The organism is Ferrimicrobium acidiphilum DSM 19497, from assembly GCF_000949255.1.
In the GTDB taxonomy this organism is placed as follows: Bacteria; Actinomycetota; Acidimicrobiia; order Acidimicrobiales; family Acidimicrobiaceae; genus Ferrimicrobium; species Ferrimicrobium acidiphilum.
Map to the genome: position 1 here is coordinate 102682 of NZ_JXUW01000005.1, position 21310 is coordinate 123991.

Sequence of the window (21310 nt, forward strand, 5' to 3'; positions counted from 1 at the left end):
ACTTCAGGCGCCAAAGGAGTCCTTTAACCCAGCCAGTCTAGCCGGAGAAATGGCAGTCCTTAGTGCCTTCGATAAACGACCGCCCTTGAGGGCCTCATCGACACACGCCGGAGAACCAGCGCACACCCATGCCCCTCTACCGTTCTTGGCGCCAAGACGTACATCGTCCTCGTGCCACGCGAGCCGGATCAGCTGCGACGTTGGGCGCCGCTGTCGGCAACCAACACACATCCTCACAACGACTCGCCTACTACGAGCCATCATCACTCCTCCAGGGAGACCTCACCGTCGGCCGCCGGGCTATCCGTCTCAGCTTCATCATCGACAGCTTCCAGGTCGTCCGTCTTGTCTCGATCATCGACTCCTGCCGGATCGCCATCCTCGTCCAATACGTCGCCATCAAGCGATTCGGCGAAGTAGTCGCTATCCCGAGCAGCCTCACGATCAAGCGCTGCCACCTCGCTCTCGGCACGCACGTCGATGTGCAGCCCACTGAGTCGCGCGGCCAAGCGAGCGTTCTGCCCCTCCCGACCGATAGCGAGCGAGAGTTGGTCGTCTCCAACCACGATGAGTGCAGAGCGAGCGAGCTCATCAATACGCACCTCAAGGGCGTAAGCGGGCTGTATAGCGCGCTCAAGATACTCGACAACATCCTCCGAGAAGGGGACGATATCAAGTTTTTCACCCATCAGCTCGTTGGTGACCATCCTCACCCTAGAGCCACGGGAGCCTACACAGGCACCGACTGGGTCTACCCCGTCATCATTAGACCAGACGGCTACCTTGCTACGGTGACCAGGCTCCCTGGCGATCGCCTTGATCTCAACAACGCCAGAGGCAATCTCTGGAACCTCCAGTTCAAAGAGTCGCTTTACCAAGCCTGGGTGTGTTCTCGACACCACGATCTGGGGGCCCTTGGCGGTCTTGCGCACCTCGACGATATAAGCCTTAATCCGCTGCCCTATCGAGTAACGCTCATTTGGAGGGCACTCGGTGTGGGGCATGATCGCCTCGATCTTACCAAGGTCCAGGAGCGTAAAACGGGTGTCCATCTGCGACACGACGCCGGTAACGACGTCGCCTTCTCGACCTGCGTACTCCTCGTACTTCAAGTCGCGTTCTGCGTCGCGGATCTTTTGGAACATAACCTGCTTAGCTGTCTGCGCTGCAATTCGACCAAAATCCTTTGGCGTGTCTTCCCACTCGCGCACCACGTTGCCGTCGTCATCAAGTTCTTGCCCGAAAACCCGAATCTCACCATTATCTGGATCGATCTCCACATACGCCTCATCGGCTGCACCAGGCATTCGCTTATAAGCTGCCACCAAGGCGTTCGCTAATGATTCGAGTAGAGTCTCTATCGTCAGGCCCTTCTCCCGCGCAATCACCTCGAGAGCATCCATAAAATCCTGATTGTCACGCGCCACCGACCTGCCTCCTTCCATCCTTCTTTGAACTGTTGGCACCCCACTGAAAGAGGGTCGTAGCCTTATCAACCTCACGCAACGAGAAGCTCCGAGAGCTACCATCCACCTCTACCTCGATACGAGGCTCTGTCTCATCAACAACTCGCACCAACACCCCTTCGACAACGCCTTCACTCGACGTGAATCTAACGGTGCGTCCAATGGCCCATCGAAAGTGCGCAAGTCGCACTAGCGGCCGTTCAAGACCTGGGCTGGAGACCTCTAACGTGTAGCTATCTTCAGCCAAATCCTCGATATCATCGAGTGCCATCGAAACTAGCTTCGAGGCCTGAGCAATCTCGTCAAGCGAGGGGGAAGATGCATCAAAGTGTTCCAACCGTAGATCCAACACTCGTGCACGCCAAGTCGCCGATAGCACCTGTAAATCCATCGGAGCGACCACCGGATCGAGGAGTTCGATGAATGCTTGACCAGATAGCATGCATCCTCCTTTCACCTATCGACTTGAACAAAAAACGTGGGCTCACGCCCACGCAGTCCCAATACTACGAATAATCCTTCATCAGTATAGCCGTTACTATCGTCGTTCAGATGCGAGCTCTCTGCCGAGTGCAACAACGGTCTCCACTACCCCTTCGAGGGCGACTTCAATGGTTCTGTCGTGGATCCGCTCTCGCACCTCCACAACACCCTTAGCTAGGGATCGCGCACCCACGATACAAAAAATTGGTGAACCGATGAGCTCGAGGTCACGCATGGCTACCCCGACCGAGACGTTGCGATCCTCCATAATCACCGACAACCCTGCCTCGGAGATCGAAGCATGCAGTCGCTCGCTGATTGCGGTAACCTCATTGTCCTTAGTCGCACCCACCCCAACAATACTGACAACAAATGGAGCGACTTCAAGCGGCCAAACCACTGCATCACCATCAGGCGAACCGTACTGTTGGGCGACTACGGCCGGGACTCTAGTTACTCCGATACCGTAACAACCCATCCAATACGGCAGTTCCTCGCCAGACACGGAGTGAAAACGTGCGTGAGGAAGCACCGCAGAGTAGGTCAACCCAAGTTGAAAGGTATGGCCCACCTCGACCGAACGGACAAGTGACAAGGAGGCACCACACCGCGGGCATGGATCTCCATCCTCAACCACGACGAGATTCTCGAAGCGATCTACACTAAAATCCACACCTAACCGAAGGCCCACGACATGAGAGCCGTGTTCGTTAGACCCACTTGCCCAACTTGGCCGAGTACGTACCAAGGGATCAGCAAGAACCTGCACGCGAGGCGACTGACCCTGAGGTCCTATATAGCCCTTGGCGAAACCAGCCATCTGGGTGTCGTCGGCTAGACGCATCCCGTGAGGAACGTTCAGCGTCCGATCCCCAGGAAGTAACGCGAGCACCGGTCGGTCTGCCTCATCGATTAAAAGCATCGACTTGAGCATGCCGCCTATCTCCACGTCGACCCCTAGTGCCTGCAGTGCCGCGATCGCGCTCTCGATACCTGGTGCATTGGGTGTTGAATACGTCTTCGGCTCTACCTCAAGATCTACCTTGACGGGCTCGCGGTCTCCAGCCCGCGCCGCCTCGATATTTGCCTGATAACCACAGCTCGCGCAACAGGCAAAGTGATCCTCACCGATGGTGGAGGCGACCATAAACTCGTGGTTCACATCTCCACCGATAGAGCCGGCATCCGCCTCGACAGGCTCAGCCTGCAGCCCAAGTCGCGCGAAAATAGCGAGATATGCATCGTAGAACTTTTGATAGGAGGAACGCATCGCATCCCGGTCAACATCAAAGGAGTAGCCATCGGCCATGATGAACTCACGGGTTCTCATGAGCCCAAAACGTGCGCGAGGTTCATCACGGAATTTCGTCTGCAGTTGATAGACAAGCTTCGGGAGATCGCGATAGCTCTCGATGTCAGGACTCATCGCCTCAATAACCGCTTCTTCGTGAGTGGGTCCAAGAACGAATGAGCCAGACTTGCCCTCGACTCCAAAAAGGACATCGGCCATTTTATCGATCCGCCCCGTCGCCCGCCAGATCTCTACCGGCTGGAGCGCCGGCAAGAGCAACTCCGCGGCGCCCGCCCGATCAAGCTCCTCCTCGATGATTCGCTCGACATTACGGAGAAGTCTGTAGCCCAACGGAAGGAAACTGTAGACGCCACTCGTCAACCGACGGATATAGTTGCCACGCAGCAACAGCTTGTGGGAAGCCGCCTCAGCATCCTGAGGGGTCTCTCGCAGACTCTTGAAGACGAGTTCGGATGTTCGCATGGATTCCAAGGCTAGCAGACACCTCAGTCCATGGACGACATCCTCTCGCGTTCTTACAGACCGGGCCTACGCTTGCCTTTGATCAGCGGCGCTTTTTGTTTAGCCGCGCCTCGACTCCCTCTAGCATGATGGCCTGCGCCTCCTCGACGAGTGCCTCTACCATTCTTGCCTCTGGGACTACCTCGACGATCTTTCCTTTGATAAAGAGATGTCCTTTCCCCTTACCGGCGGCGATGCCAATATCGGCCTCGCGTGCCTCTCCAGGTCCATTGACGTTACACCCCATGACTGCGACCTGTAACGGGAGACCAAGTTTCTCAAGTTCTCTCTGGGCCTCAGTGGCCACTGCCACCACGTCGATCTCGGCTCTTCCACAGCTCGGACAAGCTATGAAATCAAGCCCTTTGCGCTCTCGCAATCCGAGTGACTCTAGAAGTTGACGCCCGGCGCGCGCCTCCTCGATCGGATCCGCTGTGAGCGAGTAACGAATCGTATCGCCAATCCCCTCTGCCAACAGAGTAGCTATCCCAGCGGTCGCCTTTATAAGACCACCAGGCAGAGGGCCAGCTTCGGTGACCCCAAGGTGCAACGGATGATCTACCTTCTCGGCTAGCAAGCGATAGGCCGCGATCATAAGTGCTACATTCGAAGCCTTCACCGAGAAGGCTACGTCATCGAAGCCAACCTCGTGGAAGAGCTCGAGTTCATGGAGCGCCGAGGCGACCATGGCCTCAGCGGTGATTCCTCCAAACTCCTTAGCAAAATCAGGGTGGAGAGAACCGGCGTTGACACCGATCCTGATCGGGACGCCACGTGCCCCTGCCTCTCTCGCTACCAGCTTGATCTCCTCTGGTTTGCGCAGATTACCCGGATTCAACCTGAGTGCGGCTACGCCCGACTCAAGGGCAGCAAGTGCCATCTCGACATGAAAATGAATATCGGCGACGATCGGCACCGGAGAGCGTGGAACGATTTGGCGGAGCCCATCAGCTGCGTCCTGAGAGTTGCAGGTGCAGCGGACGATCTCGGCACCGGCAGCTGCCAGCGAGTAGATCTGAACCAGGGTTCCCTCTACATCAGCGGTCTTGGTCGTCGTCATCGACTGGACTGAGATAGGGCTGTCGCCACCAACGGTTACCTTGCCGACCTGGACGGCCCTCGAAACTCGACGCTTCGCCAACGTTACCTGTTCACGTGTCATTGCAGCTCACTTTCATCATAATCCTAGCCAAATGGGTTAAAGATTGGATGGGTGATATCGAGATATAGCGAGGTCACGCCGATCAATAGAATGATAGCCAACACCGCATAGGTAACTGGCATTAGCTTCATCACGTCTGCGTGATAACGGCGATTCTTTCTCGAACGGATGCGTTCATAGATCGCTATCACCACATGACCGCCGTCAAGCGGCAAGAAGGGAAAGAGGTTGAACACGCCAACAAACACGTTTATCAAGAACAACAGCTCCAAGACTGCTGCGATACCAGCCCGCACAGCGTCGTTAGCTAGATAGACGATGCCTACTGGGGATTCAAAGCGCGACTGCGATCGAGCGGAGGTGGGACTCGACGACGGGTGGACCACCTCTTGAGCATAGGTGGCGATGCCATGTGGTGAAAAGTGTGAAAGGATCCCAGCTACCGAGCTCCATGCGTATGAACCCAATCCAGTCACCGCATGGCCCGCACCTGCTACCAAAGAGTCGGTAACTGTCTTGGTGGTAGACTCTATAGTTACCCCAATCACTCCAGATCCATGAAGCGACTTGTAAACCGGATCGGTTCGAGCCAGTACCGAAGCGCTCACCGGTACCACAGTCCTGTATAGAACCTTCGACCCGACTCGTAGCGTCAGATGGACAGGCTTGTTAGCGCTCGTCTCGATAATCTTGCCGAAGGTGGAGGTGCTAGGGTGATGAATCCCATTCACAGCCAACACAGTGGATCCGGCCGGGATGTGGGCTTGATAGGCCGGTGAAACAACATGTGGAGCCTTGGCTACCGAGGCGATATAAGTCCCTCCATTGCTGACCGCGAACCCAACACCAGACAGCAACACCCACAAGATTGCGAACGCCATTATAAAGTGCATCAAAGAGCCTGCTACGCTGACCAAGATGCGACGAGGAAAGGTCGACTGTCGATATGTTCGTGCTTCATCTTGAGGTGGCACCTCCTCGACGTTGGTCATGCCTGCAATGCGGACATAACCTCCAACTATCAGTGCCTTGATCCCATACTCAATCCCGCCTACCTTGAACGACCAGATTCTAGGCCCAAATCCGATAAAGAACTCGGTCACCTTCATTCCGGATAGGCGAGCAGTGATATAGTGACCGAACTCATGCAGGATAATCATCGCCGCAATTGCTGCGACCACTACCAGCGTGGATAGCGCGTGGACATGCGCTGCGAACGCAATGATGGCAGCAATAACAATCAGGAACTCAATCAAGCGTCGACCAGAGAATGAACGCGCCTCCGCCAGACTCGGTTCTGGATTCTCTGAGGTATCGGCGCCGTCTACAGTATCGATACTAGGCATTGGCATATACCTTGACCAGGTCAGTGGCCGTGCTTCTGGCTCTTTGGTCTAGTTCGACAACCTCATCAATACTCATCGGCGTGCATGCCTCGTATCCTGCCATCGCAGATGCTACCGTATCGTAGATCTGTGACCAACCAATTCTGCCAGCTAGAAACGCCTCTACCGCCACCTCATTGGCCGCATTCATCCAACACGGTGCACCGCCGCCATCCCTACCTGCGGCAAATGCCAACCCAAGGCCCGGGAAGCGCACGAGGTCAACATCCTCGAAGGTGAGCGTCCTAGATCCGGCCCAGGACATGGATCCATGGGCCAGTGGACTACGATCCGGGTGATAGAGCGCCAAAGATATAGGAAGTCTCATGTCAGGCATAGAGAGCTGAGCGAGCGTTGTTCCATCAGTGAATTCAACCATCGAATGGACCAAAGATTCCGGATGCACGACTACTGCTATCTGTTCATAGTCGACCCCAAACAGGTAGTGAGCCTCGATCACCTCTAACCCCTTGTTGAATAGCGTGGATGAGTCCACACTTATCTTTGGTCCCATGGACCAAGTAGGATGGGCGAGCGCATCTTGGACAGTCACCGTCTTCAACGACTCGGCGTCGAACTCGCGGAATGGGCCACCTGACGCAGTAATCACCAGACGCGCCAGACCAGGCAGACGGTCGCGTGATCGCCCCAAGAGCTGGAAGATAGCCGAGTGTTCTGAATCAACGGGGATCAACTCGCCTCCTCGCCCCAACAAGGAGAGCACAAGTTCACCAGCGGCAATGAGCGACTCCTTGTTAGCGAGCCCGAGACGTAATCCCGCTAGGAGTGCACGTTCGGTGACCCTTATCCCAGCAAAACCGGTCACCCCGTTGATGACAATCTCTGCAGCCGTCAGCGCATCGAGCAGCTCGTCACCTGTCACCACTTCAATCCCTGAGTCAAGCAGCGAGCGGAGCTCCTTGGCCGCCGCCTCATCATCTAGACCCACCACGGCTGGGCGAAACTCGCGCGCCTGATCGAGAATTCCGTCAACATCGGAGTGCGCTCCGAGGACAGCAACCCGAAACCTGTCTGGATCCTGCCGCACAAGATCAAGCGTCTGGCGGCCGATGGAACCGGTCGAACCCATTACGGCAAGTGATTTCATACCAAACCTCTAATGCATCACCTTAAGTGCAGACTCAGAAACAGATAAAAAGCGACTGGCAGCACGATGAGTATGCCGTCAATCCGATCCAGCATACCGCCATGACCAGGAAGCAATCGTGAGGAGTCCTTTGCAGAGACCGATCGCTTCAACGCAGACTCAGCTAAGTCTCCTACTGGGGCAATGATCGCAACGGCAAGTCCAATCAGTAATCCAGCTGTGAGCGTGAACGGGTGGATAAGCGGAAGCACCAAACCAGCTACCAAAACTGTAGCCACTCCGCCAATAATCACCCCCTCAATGGTCTTACCAGGAGAGATGGCAGGAGCCAACTTATGTTTGCCGAATAGAGAACCGCCAAAAAAGGCGAATACATCCGCCGTGGTGGTACACAGGAGAGTGCCGACTAGGAGTCCCAATCCACCAGCCCCGAAAAGTGAGTGTCTGAGCATCAGACCAGCAAAAGAACCAAACAAGCCAACCCAGACGACCATCACCATCGTGGTAGTAATTCCGGCGACGAACTGTTCGCCCCGGTGCTGTACCATAAACCAGATGAGCGAGACCAAAATCGCAGCTACGATCACCAGCACAATGGCGTCCTCGCCAGCCAAGTAAGCGCCGATAACTAGGGCGACGACGGCAAGAAGTCCAACAAGGGCAGCAGGGCGGTACCCACCCTTACGAAGAAGGTTATAGCCCTCGGCCGCAGCAGTTGTGACAGCCACTACCACAACCACCAACGTTGAGACCGTTCCCAATTTCAGCGCCAGGAGCAAGACGATTGCAAGCACGATACCAGTAACCGTACGCACTACTTTTACGCGCTCGGTAGGCCCACCAGTATGTTCGGTCCGCTCCTCCAGACTCGCTTGGGGGGTGGAGTTGTCTCCATCAATTGGTTTAGTAGTGCTTCGGGATCTGTCCGCAGAGCCCCGTACCCGTCTCTGGGATCGACCCCGCGATGACACCACCTCATGGCGAGATGGTCGTCGCGGCCTATCCCTGATGGACGACTCATCGGCTCCATCAGTTACGCGACCACTCAGTGTAGATGCATCGCTGGCCCCAGTCTCATCGCTGGCCCCAGTCTCATCGCTGGCCCCAGTCTCATCGCTAGTCACGCGGATATCGCTAGACCGATGCGTCTCACGAGCAACCCGATGTGGAGACCCTCTCCGTTCATCCAGATGAGCTTGAAGAGCATCGATATACTCCTGGTCTCGGTCGTGGACTCCGCCAACACCCTCTACGCCTGCTGAGCCATCCTCTGCAGCTGGGCTTGGGTTCCTGGACCTAATACGTAACGCCTCAAGTGTCGCATCATCGATAGACCCTCGCTCGATCGGGATCAAGAAATCATCCCTCTCCTCTGGCTGGTGCAATCTTCCTTGATGGCGCGCATCTTGAGTCTCGTCCTCTAATGCATCGAAGTTTCCAGGCGCTCTACCATGCAATGGTGGCAAAGGCTCGCCTGCCAGCTCCTCGATCACCCGTGGTATCTCGCCCGTCGCCGGTTCACGCCAACCAGGAAGCTCAAGCGTTAGATCCTCCTCGGGCGTCGGCGGATCCCCATCAACTCGAGCGCGCTCTCTGGCCAACGCATCGCTATCCAACGATAATGTGGCATCCTGATCGGGACCAGCCAATAATGGCTGATCAACAAAGCCATCGCCGAGCGATAGCGTGAGATCCTCATCGGTCTCGTCGCCAGGCTGGGGTTCACTCGACGCATCAAAGAGAGAACCATCTGACTCCCCCTTGGACCTCTGTCGATGACGTTCCTGGCCCTCACCCATTGCTACGGCCCCTCTCAGACCTCAAGTAGATCGCGCTCTTTGGCCTCCAAAGCCTTGTCTAATTCAGCAATATAGTGCGAAGTGACCTGCTCGAGCTGCTTCTCGAGATCAGAAAGGTCGTCAGTGGTCAGTGAACCCTGCTTCTGCCAGCTCTCAAACTGATGCCGTGCACTCCGTCGAATAGCCCTTATTGCAACCTTTCCCTCCTCGGATCGGGTGCGAACTACCTTGATCAACTCCTTGCGACGCTCCTCCGTAGGGGGCTGCAGAGTAATGCGGATCGTGGAACCGTCATTAGTAGGATTGGCACCAAGGTCGGAGTTTCGAATTGCTGTCTCAATAGCTCCAAGGCTCCCTCGATCGTATGGATTGATCACCAAGGTACGGGCATCAGAGACACCGATCCCGGCTATTGTCATCAGCGGCGTCGTCGATCCGTAGTAATCCACCGCGAGGTGTTCAACCAGCGCCGGAGCCGCTCGGCCGGTTCTCACCGCGGCGAACTCCTCTTCGGTATGTTCAAGAGCCTTTGCCATTTTGGTCTTCGTTTCGGCAATCACCAAGTCAGTATCAACTTCTTCAGCCATCAGTCAACCACCGTTCCTATTTCGCCTCGCCAGGCGCGAGCTATATTTCCTGGGCTCGTCACGTCAAAGACAATCACCCGAATGCCATGATCCTTGCAGAAGGTTACCGCTGTCATGTCCATCACGTTCAGGTCTCGTGAGATAACATCCATATACCCAACATGATCATACTTCGTAGCACTCGGATCAAGTCGTGGGTCCGCTGAATAGATCCCGTTTACCCCGGAATGAGTACCCTTCATCATCGTCTGAGCACCGATCTCAGCTGCTCTTAAGGCAGCCGCTGTGTCGGTGGTAAAAAACGGGTTGCCGGTCCCTGCGGCGAAGATGACGATGCGCCCCTTCTCGAGATGGCGAACCGCTCTGCGTCTTATATAAGGCTCAGCAAGCTCCGACATGTTGATGGCACTCTGCAATCTCACTGGCTGCCCCAACGCCTCGATCGCGCTCTGTAGTGCTAAGGCGTTCATAACAGTGGCGAGCATCCCAATGTTGTCAGAGGTGGGGGCGTCGATACCGATGTCAACACCATAGGTACCTCGCCAAATATTTCCACCACCAACGACAAGAGCAATCTCAACACCGAGTTCAGATCGAAGCCCTACCAACTCCTTTGCCAGCTGCGTCAACACTGCGGCGTCGAGGGGTCCAGTCGACGGATCCCCAAGTGCCTCACCCGAGATCTTGAGGAGAATCCGACACCGGTCACCTATCACCTGCGTCGACGCCAACTCGCTACTCGCCAACGACAAGCTGAGCGAAGGCGACGAGTGAGGCCTGTCCAAGCACTTCGCGGACTCGATGCTTCTCGTCCTTCACGAACGGTTGCTCCAACAGACAGATGGATTTAAAGAAACCATCGAGTCTCCCAGTTACGATCTTTTCGATCGCAGCCTCTGGCTTTCCTTCGTTCCTGGTCATCGTCTCAAGCGTCTCTCGCTCTTGGGCCACCAAAGCGGCGGGTACATCCTCGATAGCTAGGTAACTCGGTCGAGCGAAGGCAACATGCAAGGCAAGGTCATGCGCGAGTTCCTCGGAGCCATTCTTGAGTTGCACCAAAACGCCATTTACACCACGATCAGCCTGAACATGGAGGTAACCCGATACCTCTTCTCCTTCACCTGCCTGAAGTCGTACCACCCGGCCGAGCGAGATATTCTCCTTAAGCGTTATCGTAAGCGAAGCAATCATCTCGGTGTACTCACCGACAGCTTGCTCTCCGCGTTCGGCGACAGCTGCCGCAATCTCGTTGACGGTGTTGACAAAATCAGCCGACTTGGCGACGAAGTCAGTCTCGCACTTGAGTTCAACTAACACCCCCACTTGGCGATCGACCATAGATAGGGCGATTGCACCTTCGCTGTTCTCTCTGTCAGCACGCTTTGCGGCAGACACAACCCCGCGTTCTCGCAACAACTGCGCAGCACGCTCGGCATCCCCACCGGTCTCTTCGAGAGTTCTCTTTGCGTCGAGAATACCTGCACCGGTAAGCTTGCGCAGTGCCTGCACGTCTGCAGCCTTGATATCAGCCACGATTGGCCTTCCTTTCTCGTTTTTCTGTCAGTTACAAACTTGCTATACGGCAGCTGGGGCTGGGGCTGGTACCGGCTCCGCCTGACCTGCCTTCGACTTGCCTTCGATGATGGCCGTTGCCATGAGGCGAGTAAATAGTTCGCAAGACCGAATTGCATCGTCATTCCCAGGCATGATATGGTCAACAAGTTCAGGGTCGCAGTTGGTATCGACCACTGCAATGACCGGAATGCCAAGTCGAGCTGCCTCCGTCAGTGCCAGGTGTTCCTTGACGGTGTCGATTACGAATAGCGCATCAGGCAGTCTCGTCATGTTACGCACGCCACCCAGGTTGAGGTCGAGCTTGGTGAGTTCACGCTGCAAAAGCAACGCCTCCTTCTTCGGCATAGCCTCAAAATCTCCCTGAACCTTCATCTGCTCGTACTCCTGGAGCTTTCGCACTCGCGAGGCGATAGTTGGAAAATTGGTCAACATGCCACCCAACCACCGATGACTTACGTAAGGCATGCCCGCCATCTTGGCGTACTGTGCAATCGCATCTTGTGCTTGCTTTTTGGTGCCGACGAAAAGTACGTTGCCACCGCGAGCAGACAACGAACGTACGAATCGAAACGACTCGTCAATTCCTCGAAGCGTCTGGCGTAGGTCGAGGAGGTAAATCCCATTGCGCTTGTCGAAGATGAATGGCTTCATCTTTGGGTTCCATCGCTTGGCTTGATGCCCGAAATGAACTCCGGCCTCAAGAAGCTGCGACATCGTTACTAGTGGTTTATCTGGCATGATCCTCCCATCGGTTGAACTGAGGAGCGCCCTCGCGACAAACGCCGACCGTGGGTCGGGCACTCCCGTTACTTGCTCGAATTTGAGCCTCAGCTAGCCTAGTCGCGACTTAAGATCAGAGCCGCCGATGTTTGATCGTCTCTCCAGAGATGATCAGCTCTCACCTACGCAGCAGAGAAAACACCACCATTAGTCAAAAAGACAGGTTCCGTTAGCCAACGTCGCCGAGCTTGCCGCGGAGTTGAAGTACAGCCTTCGAGTGGATTTGACACACCCGACTCTCCGTAACCCCAAGGATCTGCCCAATCTCGGCCAAGGTGAAGCCTTCGTAGTAGTACAACGTCAGCACCATTTTTTCGCGGTCGCCGAGTCGATTGATCGCGTCAACTAGCATCCGGCGAGTCTCCTCTTGCTCGAAAGAGCCGTTAGCACTCTCTTTGCGGTCGGCAATTGTGTCGCCGAGGGTCATCCCCTCGCTTCGCTCTCCACCAAGCACGACCTCGTCTAAGGCAGCAATGCCCAGAAACGAAATCTTTGAGAAGATCGCCTGCAATTCGGACTCGTCAATCTCAAGCTCTGCAGCAACCTCTTGGTCAGTAGGGCTTCTGTGGAGTTTGCCCTCGAGCTTAGAGTAGGCCTGTTCCACCGCCTTAGCCTTCGCCCGAACCGAGCGTGGCACCCAGTCAATGGCTCGAAGTTCGTCAATGATTGCACCCTTGATACGGGTGATCGCATAGGTTTCGAACTTGATATTGCGCTCTAGATCGAACTTCTCGATGGCATCTATCAGTCCGAAGGTGCCATAGCTCGCTAAATCAGCCTGCTCGACTGAGTTGGGTAAGCCCACCGCTACTCTCGAAGCCACAAAACGGACGAGAGGAGAATAAGCGATTAACAGACGATCGCGCAGCCCTTGATCACCCGTCTCCTTATACCTGTGCCACAACTTGTCTAAGTCGGCGTCACCTTGCATCACAGCCCCTACTTGCCCCGCGGATGTAACTCTCGATAGACTCTCGCCAACCGTTCATGACTCACGTGAGTATATATTTCCGTCGTGGACAGTCTAGCGTGTCCAAGCAGCTCCTGAAGGCTACGCAAATCGGCACCATTTTCGAGCAGGTGCGTGGCATAACTGTGCCGCAATGAGTGCGGATGTGCGCCAGGGAAGTATAGATTGACGATCCGATATACAGAACGAACTCCTATGCGTGCACCTCGTTCACCAAGGAAGAGAGGGGTTGCATTGTCGGATCGACTCTGCAAATAGCGTTCAAGCGCCACCACTCCCCTCCGCGCTATCGGCACCACTCTCGGCTTTCCGCCCTTGCCGTTGCGCACAGAGATCCGTTGACCGTCAAAGTCAACATCCCCCTTATCAAGCTGCACCAACTCTCCGACACGAAGGCCGGTATCGTAGAGTGTCTCCAGGACGGCATAATGGAGAAGGTTAACCTCTGGTTGCGTGCTCAGCCAATCCAAGCTCCTGACGACAACCGAGGCATCAAGCGTCCGAGGAAGTTTACGTGCTGGCTCTCCGCCCGGCTTGACGAGCGCTAGCCTCAGGCCGGTCAAGTTTAGGTCATCTCGAAAACGCAGGTAAGAGGAGAAGGCAGCAAGATCTGTTCTAATGGTCGATCTCGCAGCCCCACTCTCCTGTCGCTTCGAAAGGATTCGTCGAACCAATCGAATATCCAACTGCGCAGGATCATAAACCCCTTGATCGGCAGCCTCGCGAATCAGCCAATCTAGACCGGTAAGATAGCGATGCTGAGTCGACGGGGCGAGATGGGTTATGTAAGAACGATACTCATCTAGTCTCCACAAACCCTGGTTGCCCACATCAACCACTTTACTCGACAACATCCGATCGTGGGTGAACGCTCGTTAATGAATTGAAAAGCCGAAGCGTCATACGATGAATCGCATTCTGCATATCCATCGTATGACGCCAGGACTACGTCCAGTTGACACGACTCCATTGTCTGAATCGTCATTGTGCACGTTCGTTACAGCACCAGACAAGCAGCGGTTCACAAAAGTCGTCCCAGCTACGAGAATTCGTCGGGACAGACACGCGCTCATCAGGTTTTCTGCACGAGCAGTATCGTTGAGGCATGGCTACGACACCTGTGGATCGCCGTCGTCATGCGTTGGATATGCAGATCCGTGAATCCTTGACTGGCAAGCACCTTGTGGTGGCTGAGGAGGGCTTTGAGATCAAGCGAAGTCTGCCTCATGGACATGTGGCAGCTATAGCTGCGATGGCAAATGAGTTAAAGCTTCCCGCCCTCCTTGGACCCGCCTGTCGTGAGCGAGATATCATCTATGCCCTGATCCTTGCCAGAGCCATTCGCCCAGCCTCCAAGCTCGCCACCTCCCGGTGGTTCAAAGACTCCACCCTTGGGGTTGACCTAGGGGTAGTGGGTATCTCAACCGATGAGATCTACTCAGCCATGGACTGGTTGTATGCACGCCAAGGAACTATCGAAGCGACACTGGCCAAACGCCACCTCCAGGAGGACTCACGGGTGCTCTATGACCTCTCCTCGTCCTGGATGGAGGGGACACATTGCCCTCTGGCTGCCTATGGATATTCCAGAGATCACAAGCGAGGCAAGACCCAGATCGAGTATGGCCTCATGACCGATGTCGATGGTCGACCGATCTCAATCGAGGTCTTTAGTGGTAACACCGGGGACCCTAGTGCCTTTGTGAATGCCGTCAACATGACCAGGGATCGCTTTGGGTTAAGAGAGCTCATCATGGTGGGAGATCGAGGGATGATCACCCGTGCACGTATAGAGGCGCTGCGGGGTCTCGAGGGTGCAAAGTGGATCACCTGTCTACGGGCTCCCCAGATTCGAACCCTCATCGACGGTGGTTCTCTCCAGCTTGGCCTCTTTGATGAGACGAACCTGGCTGCGATCACCCATCCTGACTATCCCGATGAGCGCCTCATTGCCTGTCGTAACCCTGACCTGGCTCGTCTTCGGGCCAACAAGCGAGAAGAGCTCCTGGTAGCGACCGAGAAGGAGCTCGAAAGGCTCTCGAGCTCAGCGGGCTCGAGCAAGTATCCAATGGCCCTAAGGGTTGGACGAGTCCTTGACCGACACAAGATGGCCAAGCACTTTACCTTAGAGTTCGACGACGATGAGAGCTTCACCTTTGTCAGAGATACCAACTCAATCGAGACAGAGGCTGCACTCGATGGGATCTATGTCATACGTACCTCGGTGAGCCAGGAAGAACTCGATGATGCCAAGGCGGTAGAGGCCTACAAGGGCTTAAGCGTTGTCGAGCGCAACTTTCGCAACCTGAAGGTCATCGATCTCGATCTACGTCCGATCTATCACTACAGCGAGAATCGGGTCAGAGCCCACGTGTTTCTTAGCATGCTCGCTCTCTATGTTACCTGGCACATGAGAGAGGCTCTCGCGCCACTCATGTTTGGTGACGAGGAGATTCCAGAGCGCCACGATCCGGTTGCACCCGCGCTACGATCTCGCGCTGCTGAATTAAAAGACGCCACTAAACGCGGGGCCGATGGCGAACCGATTCACAGCTTTGGCACCCTGCTCGCCCACCTTGGAACGCTGACTAGAAACACGGCTGAATTTACCCAAGGCATCCAAATCGAACAGCTCTCGGTGTCAACTCCACTGCAACGTAGAGTCTTTGAACTCATTGGATCACCGATACCAACCACCATTGGAGGAAAGTGATGCGAACGAAAACACTAATCTCCGACAAAGTACCTGGTAGAAGGTACTATCGGTCGGTGGGTTAGACGTAAGTTTGGCCTAATGGACCCGGAGGATAGAACCGGCGACTCGGATGCCTCTCCGTCAAGTGAGGCTATATCTCACAATCGCTCAAGCGGACGGCCCTTTAACCAATATCGCGCTGCGATGGTAACCCCCACGAACAAAACTCGACCTAGCGAAAGCGCGGTTCCTTAAGATGAGCTTCGCTCTCCAACTTATGCACTCGCTCGTCATAACCGATCTGTCGGAAAAGATCAGCCAAGGACTCGTAATGTCCATACTCGGCCGCAATTGAGGATTCGAACACCTCCTCTTCCCATTCTGGATGCTCTAGCACGAGCTCCATATATTCATGCTCCGCATGGTCCTCAAAGTCAGCGTTCAAGCGATAGCTGAGGGATGGGCGCACGACATACAAGAGCGCCGAAACCTGATAATAGATAAACGCGATCACCTGCGGCAAAACGGTGTATCTCAGGTAAGTCTCATCGATCCCACGCTCAGCAATCAACTCTTCTAGAATCAGAAGATGCCACTGCTCGTTGTCCTGCTGGCTCCGCGACTCGAGCACCCGATCGTGAATCCGCCTTGCCATGGCAACGCGATCCGACACGTGTGTGATCGCGATATATGCAACCTGCTCCCAGGACTGGTAGGGAACCCGAGCCACAAGTTCAAGTACCTTGAACTTTGAGAGACTGCGCTCCTTACCATAGACGGCGTCAAGCGAACTAAAGAGGAGCCTTGCCAGAACGCCGTACCTTCGACGTTGCGCAGACAACGTCTTGGTCTGCTCTTGTTTACGCTCGGGTGGAGTCAAGTTTCCCATCGCGCCCCTGATCCCGCCGTCATCATTACTAGCCTCATTCTCACCCAAGTCAACGCTCCCTTCCTCAGTACAGGCTCGACCACGACGCAAGCAATACCTCTATAGGTATACATTTCCAGGCTCTTATCCTACAGCGTACGGCCCTTTCGACCTGAGTGTTGCGTCCGATCGCGCAACGCTCGTAACGTTCACATAACAGAAACACTCCATGGATCGGCAAGACAATGAATCGTAGCGAACGCTCACAATGACTATTCAGACAATAGATCCGTGCCGAACGAACACACCCCTGTCGTCATACGGTGGATATGCAGAAATCGCATAGCATCCATTCGACCCGGGCTGCAAGCACTACTCGCCGTACAGGTTAGCCTGATAGGAGTGCACCAAGCAAAGGTCTCACTGATTGTCGTATGCACTGCAATGCTACTGGCCGGTTGTGGATCCGCAGATGCTCAACCCGTCAAAGCCAAATCGAGTGGTACGCTCAAACCCACGCCGACGACGGCTGCTGACAGGGCGGTCGCCAGCGAGTTCAAGAACGTCAACTGGTCGAAGGTATCGTACCCAAGCCTGCTCCCGCATTGCCACGTCAGCGCCGGTACTCCGGTAGTCGAGAAGGGCTCTGTGGTTGGCTATATCATTGGGAACCACGCCCCAATGGCGATCGTGACGGCGACCTGCGGAATCGACGCCTCCTCGCTTCCTAACGGGCTTTGGGCCTTCAACCCTCCCGCGGCTCGATCGAGCACGAAACCAGCGTTCGTTGGCACCCTAGTCTCACTTCCGCCGAGTCCGTTGCAGCATGACTCCCCAACCAGCTACCTATACTTCACCAACCTGCTTAAAGGAGACCAACAAGCACTCGCGGTCCCTAGCCCACCAGGCACCACGCAATCGTCTGCATATAAGACTGCAGGGCGAGTCCTCTCAACTGTGGACTGTTATACCTCGGGTCCACAGTTCATCAACGGAGACTCATTCACCGTCGTGGGTCTCACCGGTATCGACTACTCGGTACCGGATCAACCACCTGCAGCCATGGAGTCTCTGGAATTCACGCTCCACAAGGGAGCGTTTCGGCTCCATAAACGTTTTATCACCGCGGTTGCTCGTTACAGCTGTCCTTGAACTGGCTCCACGCCTAACCGCTCGCTGGTCGCCATGAACGCTCCATCCCTCGAACGGCTGGGCCTCAGTCTCCCTTGGCAGCCGCCTCAACAGCCTGTGCAATCGTTGGAGCTACCGCCGGATTGAAGACCGTCGGGACTATGTAGGCCGGGGACAACTCGTCCTCGGTCACGATGGCAGCGAGCGCACGGGCTGCAGCCAACTCCATTGCCGAAGTTATCTTTGTCGCACCGGCATCCAATAGACCGCGGAAAAAACCAGGAAAGACCAACACGTTGTTGATTTGATTAGGCTCATCGCTCCTACCAGTCGCCACTACCGTAGCAATCCGGCGAGCCAGCGCCGGATCGATCTCGGGGTCTGGGTTTGCGAGCGCAAAAACGATCGGATCCGCAGCCATAAGCCGCAGATCACCCTCGGTTACAAGATTCGGGCCAGACACGCCAATCACGACATCCGCTCCCTGCAACGCAGTATGCAAATCTCCTCTCACTCCATGTGGATTAGAGTGCTGTGCGACCCAGAGGCGACTCTCATCAAGCGTGCTCCAGTCAGGTTCCAAAATTCCATCGCGATCTACCGCGATAAGGTTGCCAACACCCTCGCTGATCAACAATTTGGCAATTGCGACGCCTGCGGCACCAACGCCCAGAATGACAACCTTGGCATCCCCCAAGCTCTTGTTGACCACTCGCAAAGCATTCAGGAGGGCTGCAAGGACGACAATAGCGGTACCGTGCTGATCATCATGGAAGACTGGTATGTCAAGATGCTCACGGAGACGGCGCTCTACCTCAAAACATCGAGGAGCCGAGATGTCCTCCAGATTGATGCCACCAAAAACGGGTGCGATCATTCGAACAGCCTGAACGATCTCGTCGACGTCCTGTGACGCCAAGCACACCGGCCACGCGTCGACATCGCCAAAGCGCTTAAAAAGGACGGCCTTACCCTCCATCACCGGAAGCGCAGCCTCGGGCCCAAGATTGCCGAGTCCGAGCACCGCCGACCCATCGGTGACAACGGCCACACTATTTCGTTTGATCGTCAAGTTCCGGGCCGCACTCCGGTCGCGAGAGATCGCGAGCGACACCCGCGCCACCCCAGGCGTGTAAGCCATCGAAAGATCGTCGCGCGTCTTCAATGGAACCTTCGACTCAGTGGCCAAGACTCCACCAAGATGCAGCAGGAGTGTGCGGTCGCTCATTGCACGAACCGTCGCTCCATCTATGGCTTCCACGCTGGCACGCAGCTCAGCAGCGTGCTCCTCGTTGACGGCGTTGCAGGTCACATCGACAACTAGCCGTTCACCACGAGACTCCACGGTATCGAGGGCGGTAATCGCTCCTCCGGCATCGGCTAGCACCGTAGTAATCGCACCTACAAGCCGCGAACCTGAAATCTCCACTCGTAACGTCACTGAAAACGAAGCGCTCGGACTGCTCACGGTTGCACCTTTCGTTCATCGCATCCACTTATATAACTGAAACCACAATAAAGCAGATAACTGCCGAGCATCAACTTCTCGTTGGCACAGCGCTGTCTTCACTACAATTTGGACTGATATCGAATCGTAGTGCCAACACCATCACGCTGGTCGATCCATGGTCGATACACTCGAATCGTGGCCCAATATAAGCTTCCGTACCAGCGACCAGGAATATTCGGAATAGTTGTGGCCGCCATACTCTGGGGGTTCTCGGGGATTGCCGCCCAAGAGCTCTTCCAACACTATCAGCTCCAGCCAACCTGGCTCGCAGCCGTTCGAGTCGCTGGAGCTGGCATTCTCCTCGCCCTGTGGGCAGGTCCACGAGGAAGAACCCAGTCACTGAGACGGTTCACAACCGACAAGCGTCGGCTCATAACCATCATTGTGTTTGGAGTGGTAGCGCTCGACGGCGTCCAGATTACTTTTTTTCTTGCTATCGCCCACGGCACTGCGGTATCGGCCACTCTTTTGCAATTTACGAGCCCGGTGCTCATCCTTGGCTGGGTATCACTCCGGCGCTTCAAAGCACCGAGACCGCTCCTCGTCGTCCTCACCGCAGCCGCGCTCGCGGGCGTGTTCCTGGTGGTGACAGGCGGATCATCGGCTGGGCTGGCGATACCGTTGACTGGGGTAGCATGGGGTCTCGTCTCGGCTGGGTTCACCGCACTCTACAACCTGTTGCCGACCGAACTTCTGTCTAAACATAATGCAGAGGTAGTCGTCGCTGGAGCCTTCCTTGTCGGTTCAGTAGCATTGCTGCCGTGGCTGATTCTCAATGCGCCGGCGGGTTTCAGCACTCCTGAACTGCTGATGGTGCTCTTCGTAATCGTCGGAGGCACCGCGGTACCATTTCTTCTGTACCTTAGCGCACTCGCGACGGTCGCACCCTTGACCGCCAACGTCGTTGGAACGCTAGAGCCATTGACAGCGGCGATAGCCTCCCTGTTTCTATTTAACCTCCAACTCAGTCCCGCCTTGATCGCCGGTGTAGCTCTCGTCCTCGGTTCAGTAGTCGGCCTCTCCCTCTTAGACAGAAACCATAAGCTGCCACCAAAGGAACTTGAAACTCCTACACGATGAGGTTGCTCGGCGATCGGAATGCCTGCTATACGTAGATGCTTTCGTGCAAAATCTCCAATCAGTCTCGCTGCTATTTTCGAGCAGCTTCAGAGAAACTGTCTTGCACCCCGTACCTCAGCCCCGCGTTCCCCTAGGACAGCCAGCTTGGCGAGCGCACTCGCCCGCACGACGCCATCGGCGTCGCGAATCACAGACTCGGCCTGTACGATGTTTCTGCGCCTATCGATGAAACGACCCTCAATCGAGAGCACCTCATCGACACGAATCGGCAACGAATACCGCACCTCAAGGCGAGCCGTTACGGTCACGAACCCCATTGAATAGGGCACATAACTGGCGGCCTCATCAAGGATCGTTGCGGTTATACCGCCATGGAGGACATCGTCCCACCCCACAAAACGTTGTTCGGCGCGATATGTAGCGTGCACGATGCCATCGACTCCGTCAAACTCCAAGTGAAGTCCGATCGGGTTCTTCCCACCGCAAGCAAAACAGTTCTCTTCACCCACGACTCTCCACCTCATCTCCATGCCTAGTCTTAACTAGCTTCCAACTCTCAGCTTATTGCCGCCCCAGTGCCTGTTCCCCTGGAACCTGAGACAAGATCTTGCACCTAAGTCTTACCCCGACGACTCCGACGAAGGCGATCCCTTGAGCACCTAGTGACGACGACACTCCACCACAGGTCCTGCTATCGCACATCTCGACTTACGCCTGAATCAATCGGGTCATCATGCAGGCGTTAGCCTAGATAAACATGAAGCAGGGAATCCGAGATAGTGACACCTGGGAGAACAGACGGTTCCTGCTCTGCGAGGTTTAGATCTGCAAATATGCTCACCGTTAGGCTGTCGGTTGCATAGGCTGTTGTCGGTCGAGGGGGCCCCAATAGTCTTGG

The 21310-nt window shown here is 55.5% G+C and carries 20 protein-coding genes; 3 read left to right on the plus strand and 17 right to left on the minus strand.

Going from position 1 to position 21310, the window contains the following annotated elements; genetic code table 11:
* Window positions 1-3: 3 nt before the first annotated feature.
* The 14 genes from FEAC_RS04085 to FEAC_RS04150 form a co-directional block, all read right to left on the minus strand.
* Complete coding sequence (locus FEAC_RS04085; RefSeq protein WP_035388790.1) at window positions 4-261, minus strand: YlxR family protein; 258 nt, start codon at window positions 259-261, stop codon at window positions 4-6.
* Between the two features lie 2 nt (window positions 262-263).
* The gene (gene nusA / locus FEAC_RS04090; protein ID WP_081900988.1) at window positions 264-1427 is read right to left on the minus strand and encodes a transcription termination factor NusA; all 1164 of its coding nucleotides are present in this window, start codon (window positions 1425-1427) and stop codon (window positions 264-266) included.
* Complete coding sequence (locus FEAC_RS04095) at window positions 1417-1908, minus strand: ribosome maturation factor RimP (protein WP_052565520.1); 492 nt, start codon at window positions 1906-1908, stop codon at window positions 1417-1419. Before FEAC_RS04095 ends, nusA begins: the two co-directional genes overlap by 11 nt.
* 96 nt (window positions 1909-2004) lie before the next feature.
* Window positions 2005-3723, minus strand: coding sequence for a proline--tRNA ligase (locus tag FEAC_RS04100; protein ID WP_035388791.1), 1719 nt, complete (start codon window positions 3721-3723; stop codon window positions 2005-2007).
* 82 nt (window positions 3724-3805) lie between these two features.
* The gene (gene ispG, locus FEAC_RS04105; RefSeq protein ID WP_035388792.1) at window positions 3806-4924 is read right to left on the minus strand and encodes a flavodoxin-dependent (E)-4-hydroxy-3-methylbut-2-enyl-diphosphate synthase; all 1119 of its coding nucleotides are present in this window, start codon (window positions 4922-4924) and stop codon (window positions 3806-3808) included.
* 23 nt (window positions 4925-4947) lie between these two features.
* Window positions 4948-6270, minus strand: coding sequence for a M50 family metallopeptidase (locus FEAC_RS04110; RefSeq protein ID WP_035388793.1), 1323 nt, complete (start codon window positions 6268-6270; stop codon window positions 4948-4950).
* A complete protein-coding gene (dxr, locus tag FEAC_RS04115) occupies window positions 6263-7417 on the minus strand; it encodes a 1-deoxy-D-xylulose-5-phosphate reductoisomerase (protein ID WP_035388794.1) in 1155 nt (384 codons plus the stop codon). The genes FEAC_RS04110 and dxr overlap by 8 nt, the downstream gene beginning before the upstream one ends.
* Before the next feature lie 17 nt (window positions 7418-7434).
* Window positions 7435-9216 (minus strand): phosphatidate cytidylyltransferase, encoded by a 1782-nt coding sequence (locus tag FEAC_RS04120; protein ID WP_035388795.1) that lies wholly within the window; start codon window positions 9214-9216, stop codon window positions 7435-7437.
* Between the two features lie 14 nt (window positions 9217-9230).
* Window positions 9231-9803 (minus strand): ribosome recycling factor, encoded by a 573-nt coding sequence (gene frr, locus FEAC_RS04125; RefSeq protein WP_035388796.1) that lies wholly within the window; start codon window positions 9801-9803, stop codon window positions 9231-9233.
* A complete protein-coding gene (pyrH, locus tag FEAC_RS04130; RefSeq protein WP_236684599.1) occupies window positions 9803-10534 on the minus strand; it encodes a UMP kinase in 732 nt (243 codons plus the stop codon). The genes frr and pyrH overlap by 1 nt, the downstream gene beginning before the upstream one ends.
* Window positions 10535-10538: 4 nt before the next feature.
* Entirely contained in the window at window positions 10539-11336 is a 798-nt protein-coding gene (gene tsf, locus FEAC_RS04135; RefSeq protein WP_035388797.1) for a translation elongation factor Ts, read from the minus strand.
* Window positions 11337-11378: 42 nt separating this feature from the next.
* Complete coding sequence (gene rpsB, locus FEAC_RS04140; RefSeq protein WP_035388798.1) at window positions 11379-12116, minus strand: 30S ribosomal protein S2; 738 nt, start codon at window positions 12114-12116, stop codon at window positions 11379-11381.
* A 211-nt stretch (window positions 12117-12327) separates the two neighbouring features.
* Window positions 12328-13089 carry an RNA polymerase sigma factor WhiG gene (gene whiG, locus FEAC_RS04145; protein WP_035388799.1) on the minus strand — a complete coding sequence of 254 codons (762 nt, stop codon included), beginning with the start codon at window positions 13087-13089 and terminating at the stop codon, window positions 12328-12330.
* An 8-nt stretch (window positions 13090-13097) separates the two neighbouring features.
* Window positions 13098-13958: a tyrosine-type recombinase/integrase gene (locus tag FEAC_RS04150; RefSeq protein WP_160290328.1), complete on the minus strand. Its 861-nt coding sequence runs from the start codon at window positions 13956-13958 to the stop codon at window positions 13098-13100.
* A gap of 275 nt (window positions 13959-14233) precedes the next feature.
* Between FEAC_RS04150 and FEAC_RS04155 the strand changes: the two genes are divergently transcribed.
* Window positions 14234-15841, plus strand: coding sequence for an IS1634 family transposase (locus FEAC_RS04155; protein WP_082055615.1), 1608 nt, complete (start codon window positions 14234-14236; stop codon window positions 15839-15841).
* A gap of 214 nt (window positions 15842-16055) precedes the next feature.
* On the opposite strand, the gene FEAC_RS04160 is transcribed toward FEAC_RS04155, so the two are convergent.
* On the minus strand, window positions 16056-16760 hold the full coding sequence (locus tag FEAC_RS04160) for an alternative oxidase (protein ID WP_035388800.1): 705 nt from the start codon (window positions 16758-16760) through the stop codon (window positions 16056-16058).
* A gap of 333 nt (window positions 16761-17093) precedes the next feature.
* Here FEAC_RS04160 and FEAC_RS04165 point away from each other — a divergent pair, with 333 nt between their 5' ends.
* Window positions 17094-17843: a hypothetical protein gene (locus tag FEAC_RS04165; protein ID WP_035388801.1), complete on the plus strand. Its 750-nt coding sequence runs from the start codon at window positions 17094-17096 to the stop codon at window positions 17841-17843.
* Between the two features lie 64 nt (window positions 17844-17907).
* On the opposite strand, the gene FEAC_RS04170 is transcribed toward FEAC_RS04165, so the two are convergent.
* Window positions 17908-19290: an NAD-dependent malic enzyme gene (locus FEAC_RS04170; RefSeq protein WP_035388802.1), complete on the minus strand. Its 1383-nt coding sequence runs from the start codon at window positions 19288-19290 to the stop codon at window positions 17908-17910.
* A 177-nt stretch (window positions 19291-19467) separates the two neighbouring features.
* Here FEAC_RS04170 and FEAC_RS04180 point away from each other — a divergent pair, with 177 nt between their 5' ends.
* Complete coding sequence (locus FEAC_RS04180; protein ID WP_152623073.1) at window positions 19468-20412, plus strand: EamA family transporter; 945 nt, start codon at window positions 19468-19470, stop codon at window positions 20410-20412.
* A gap of 86 nt (window positions 20413-20498) precedes the next feature.
* Here FEAC_RS04180 and FEAC_RS04185 read toward each other — a convergent pair whose 3' ends face one another.
* Window positions 20499-20921 (minus strand): PaaI family thioesterase, encoded by a 423-nt coding sequence (locus FEAC_RS04185; RefSeq protein WP_052565531.1) that lies wholly within the window; start codon window positions 20919-20921, stop codon window positions 20499-20501.
* Window positions 20922-21310 lie beyond the last annotated feature (389 nt).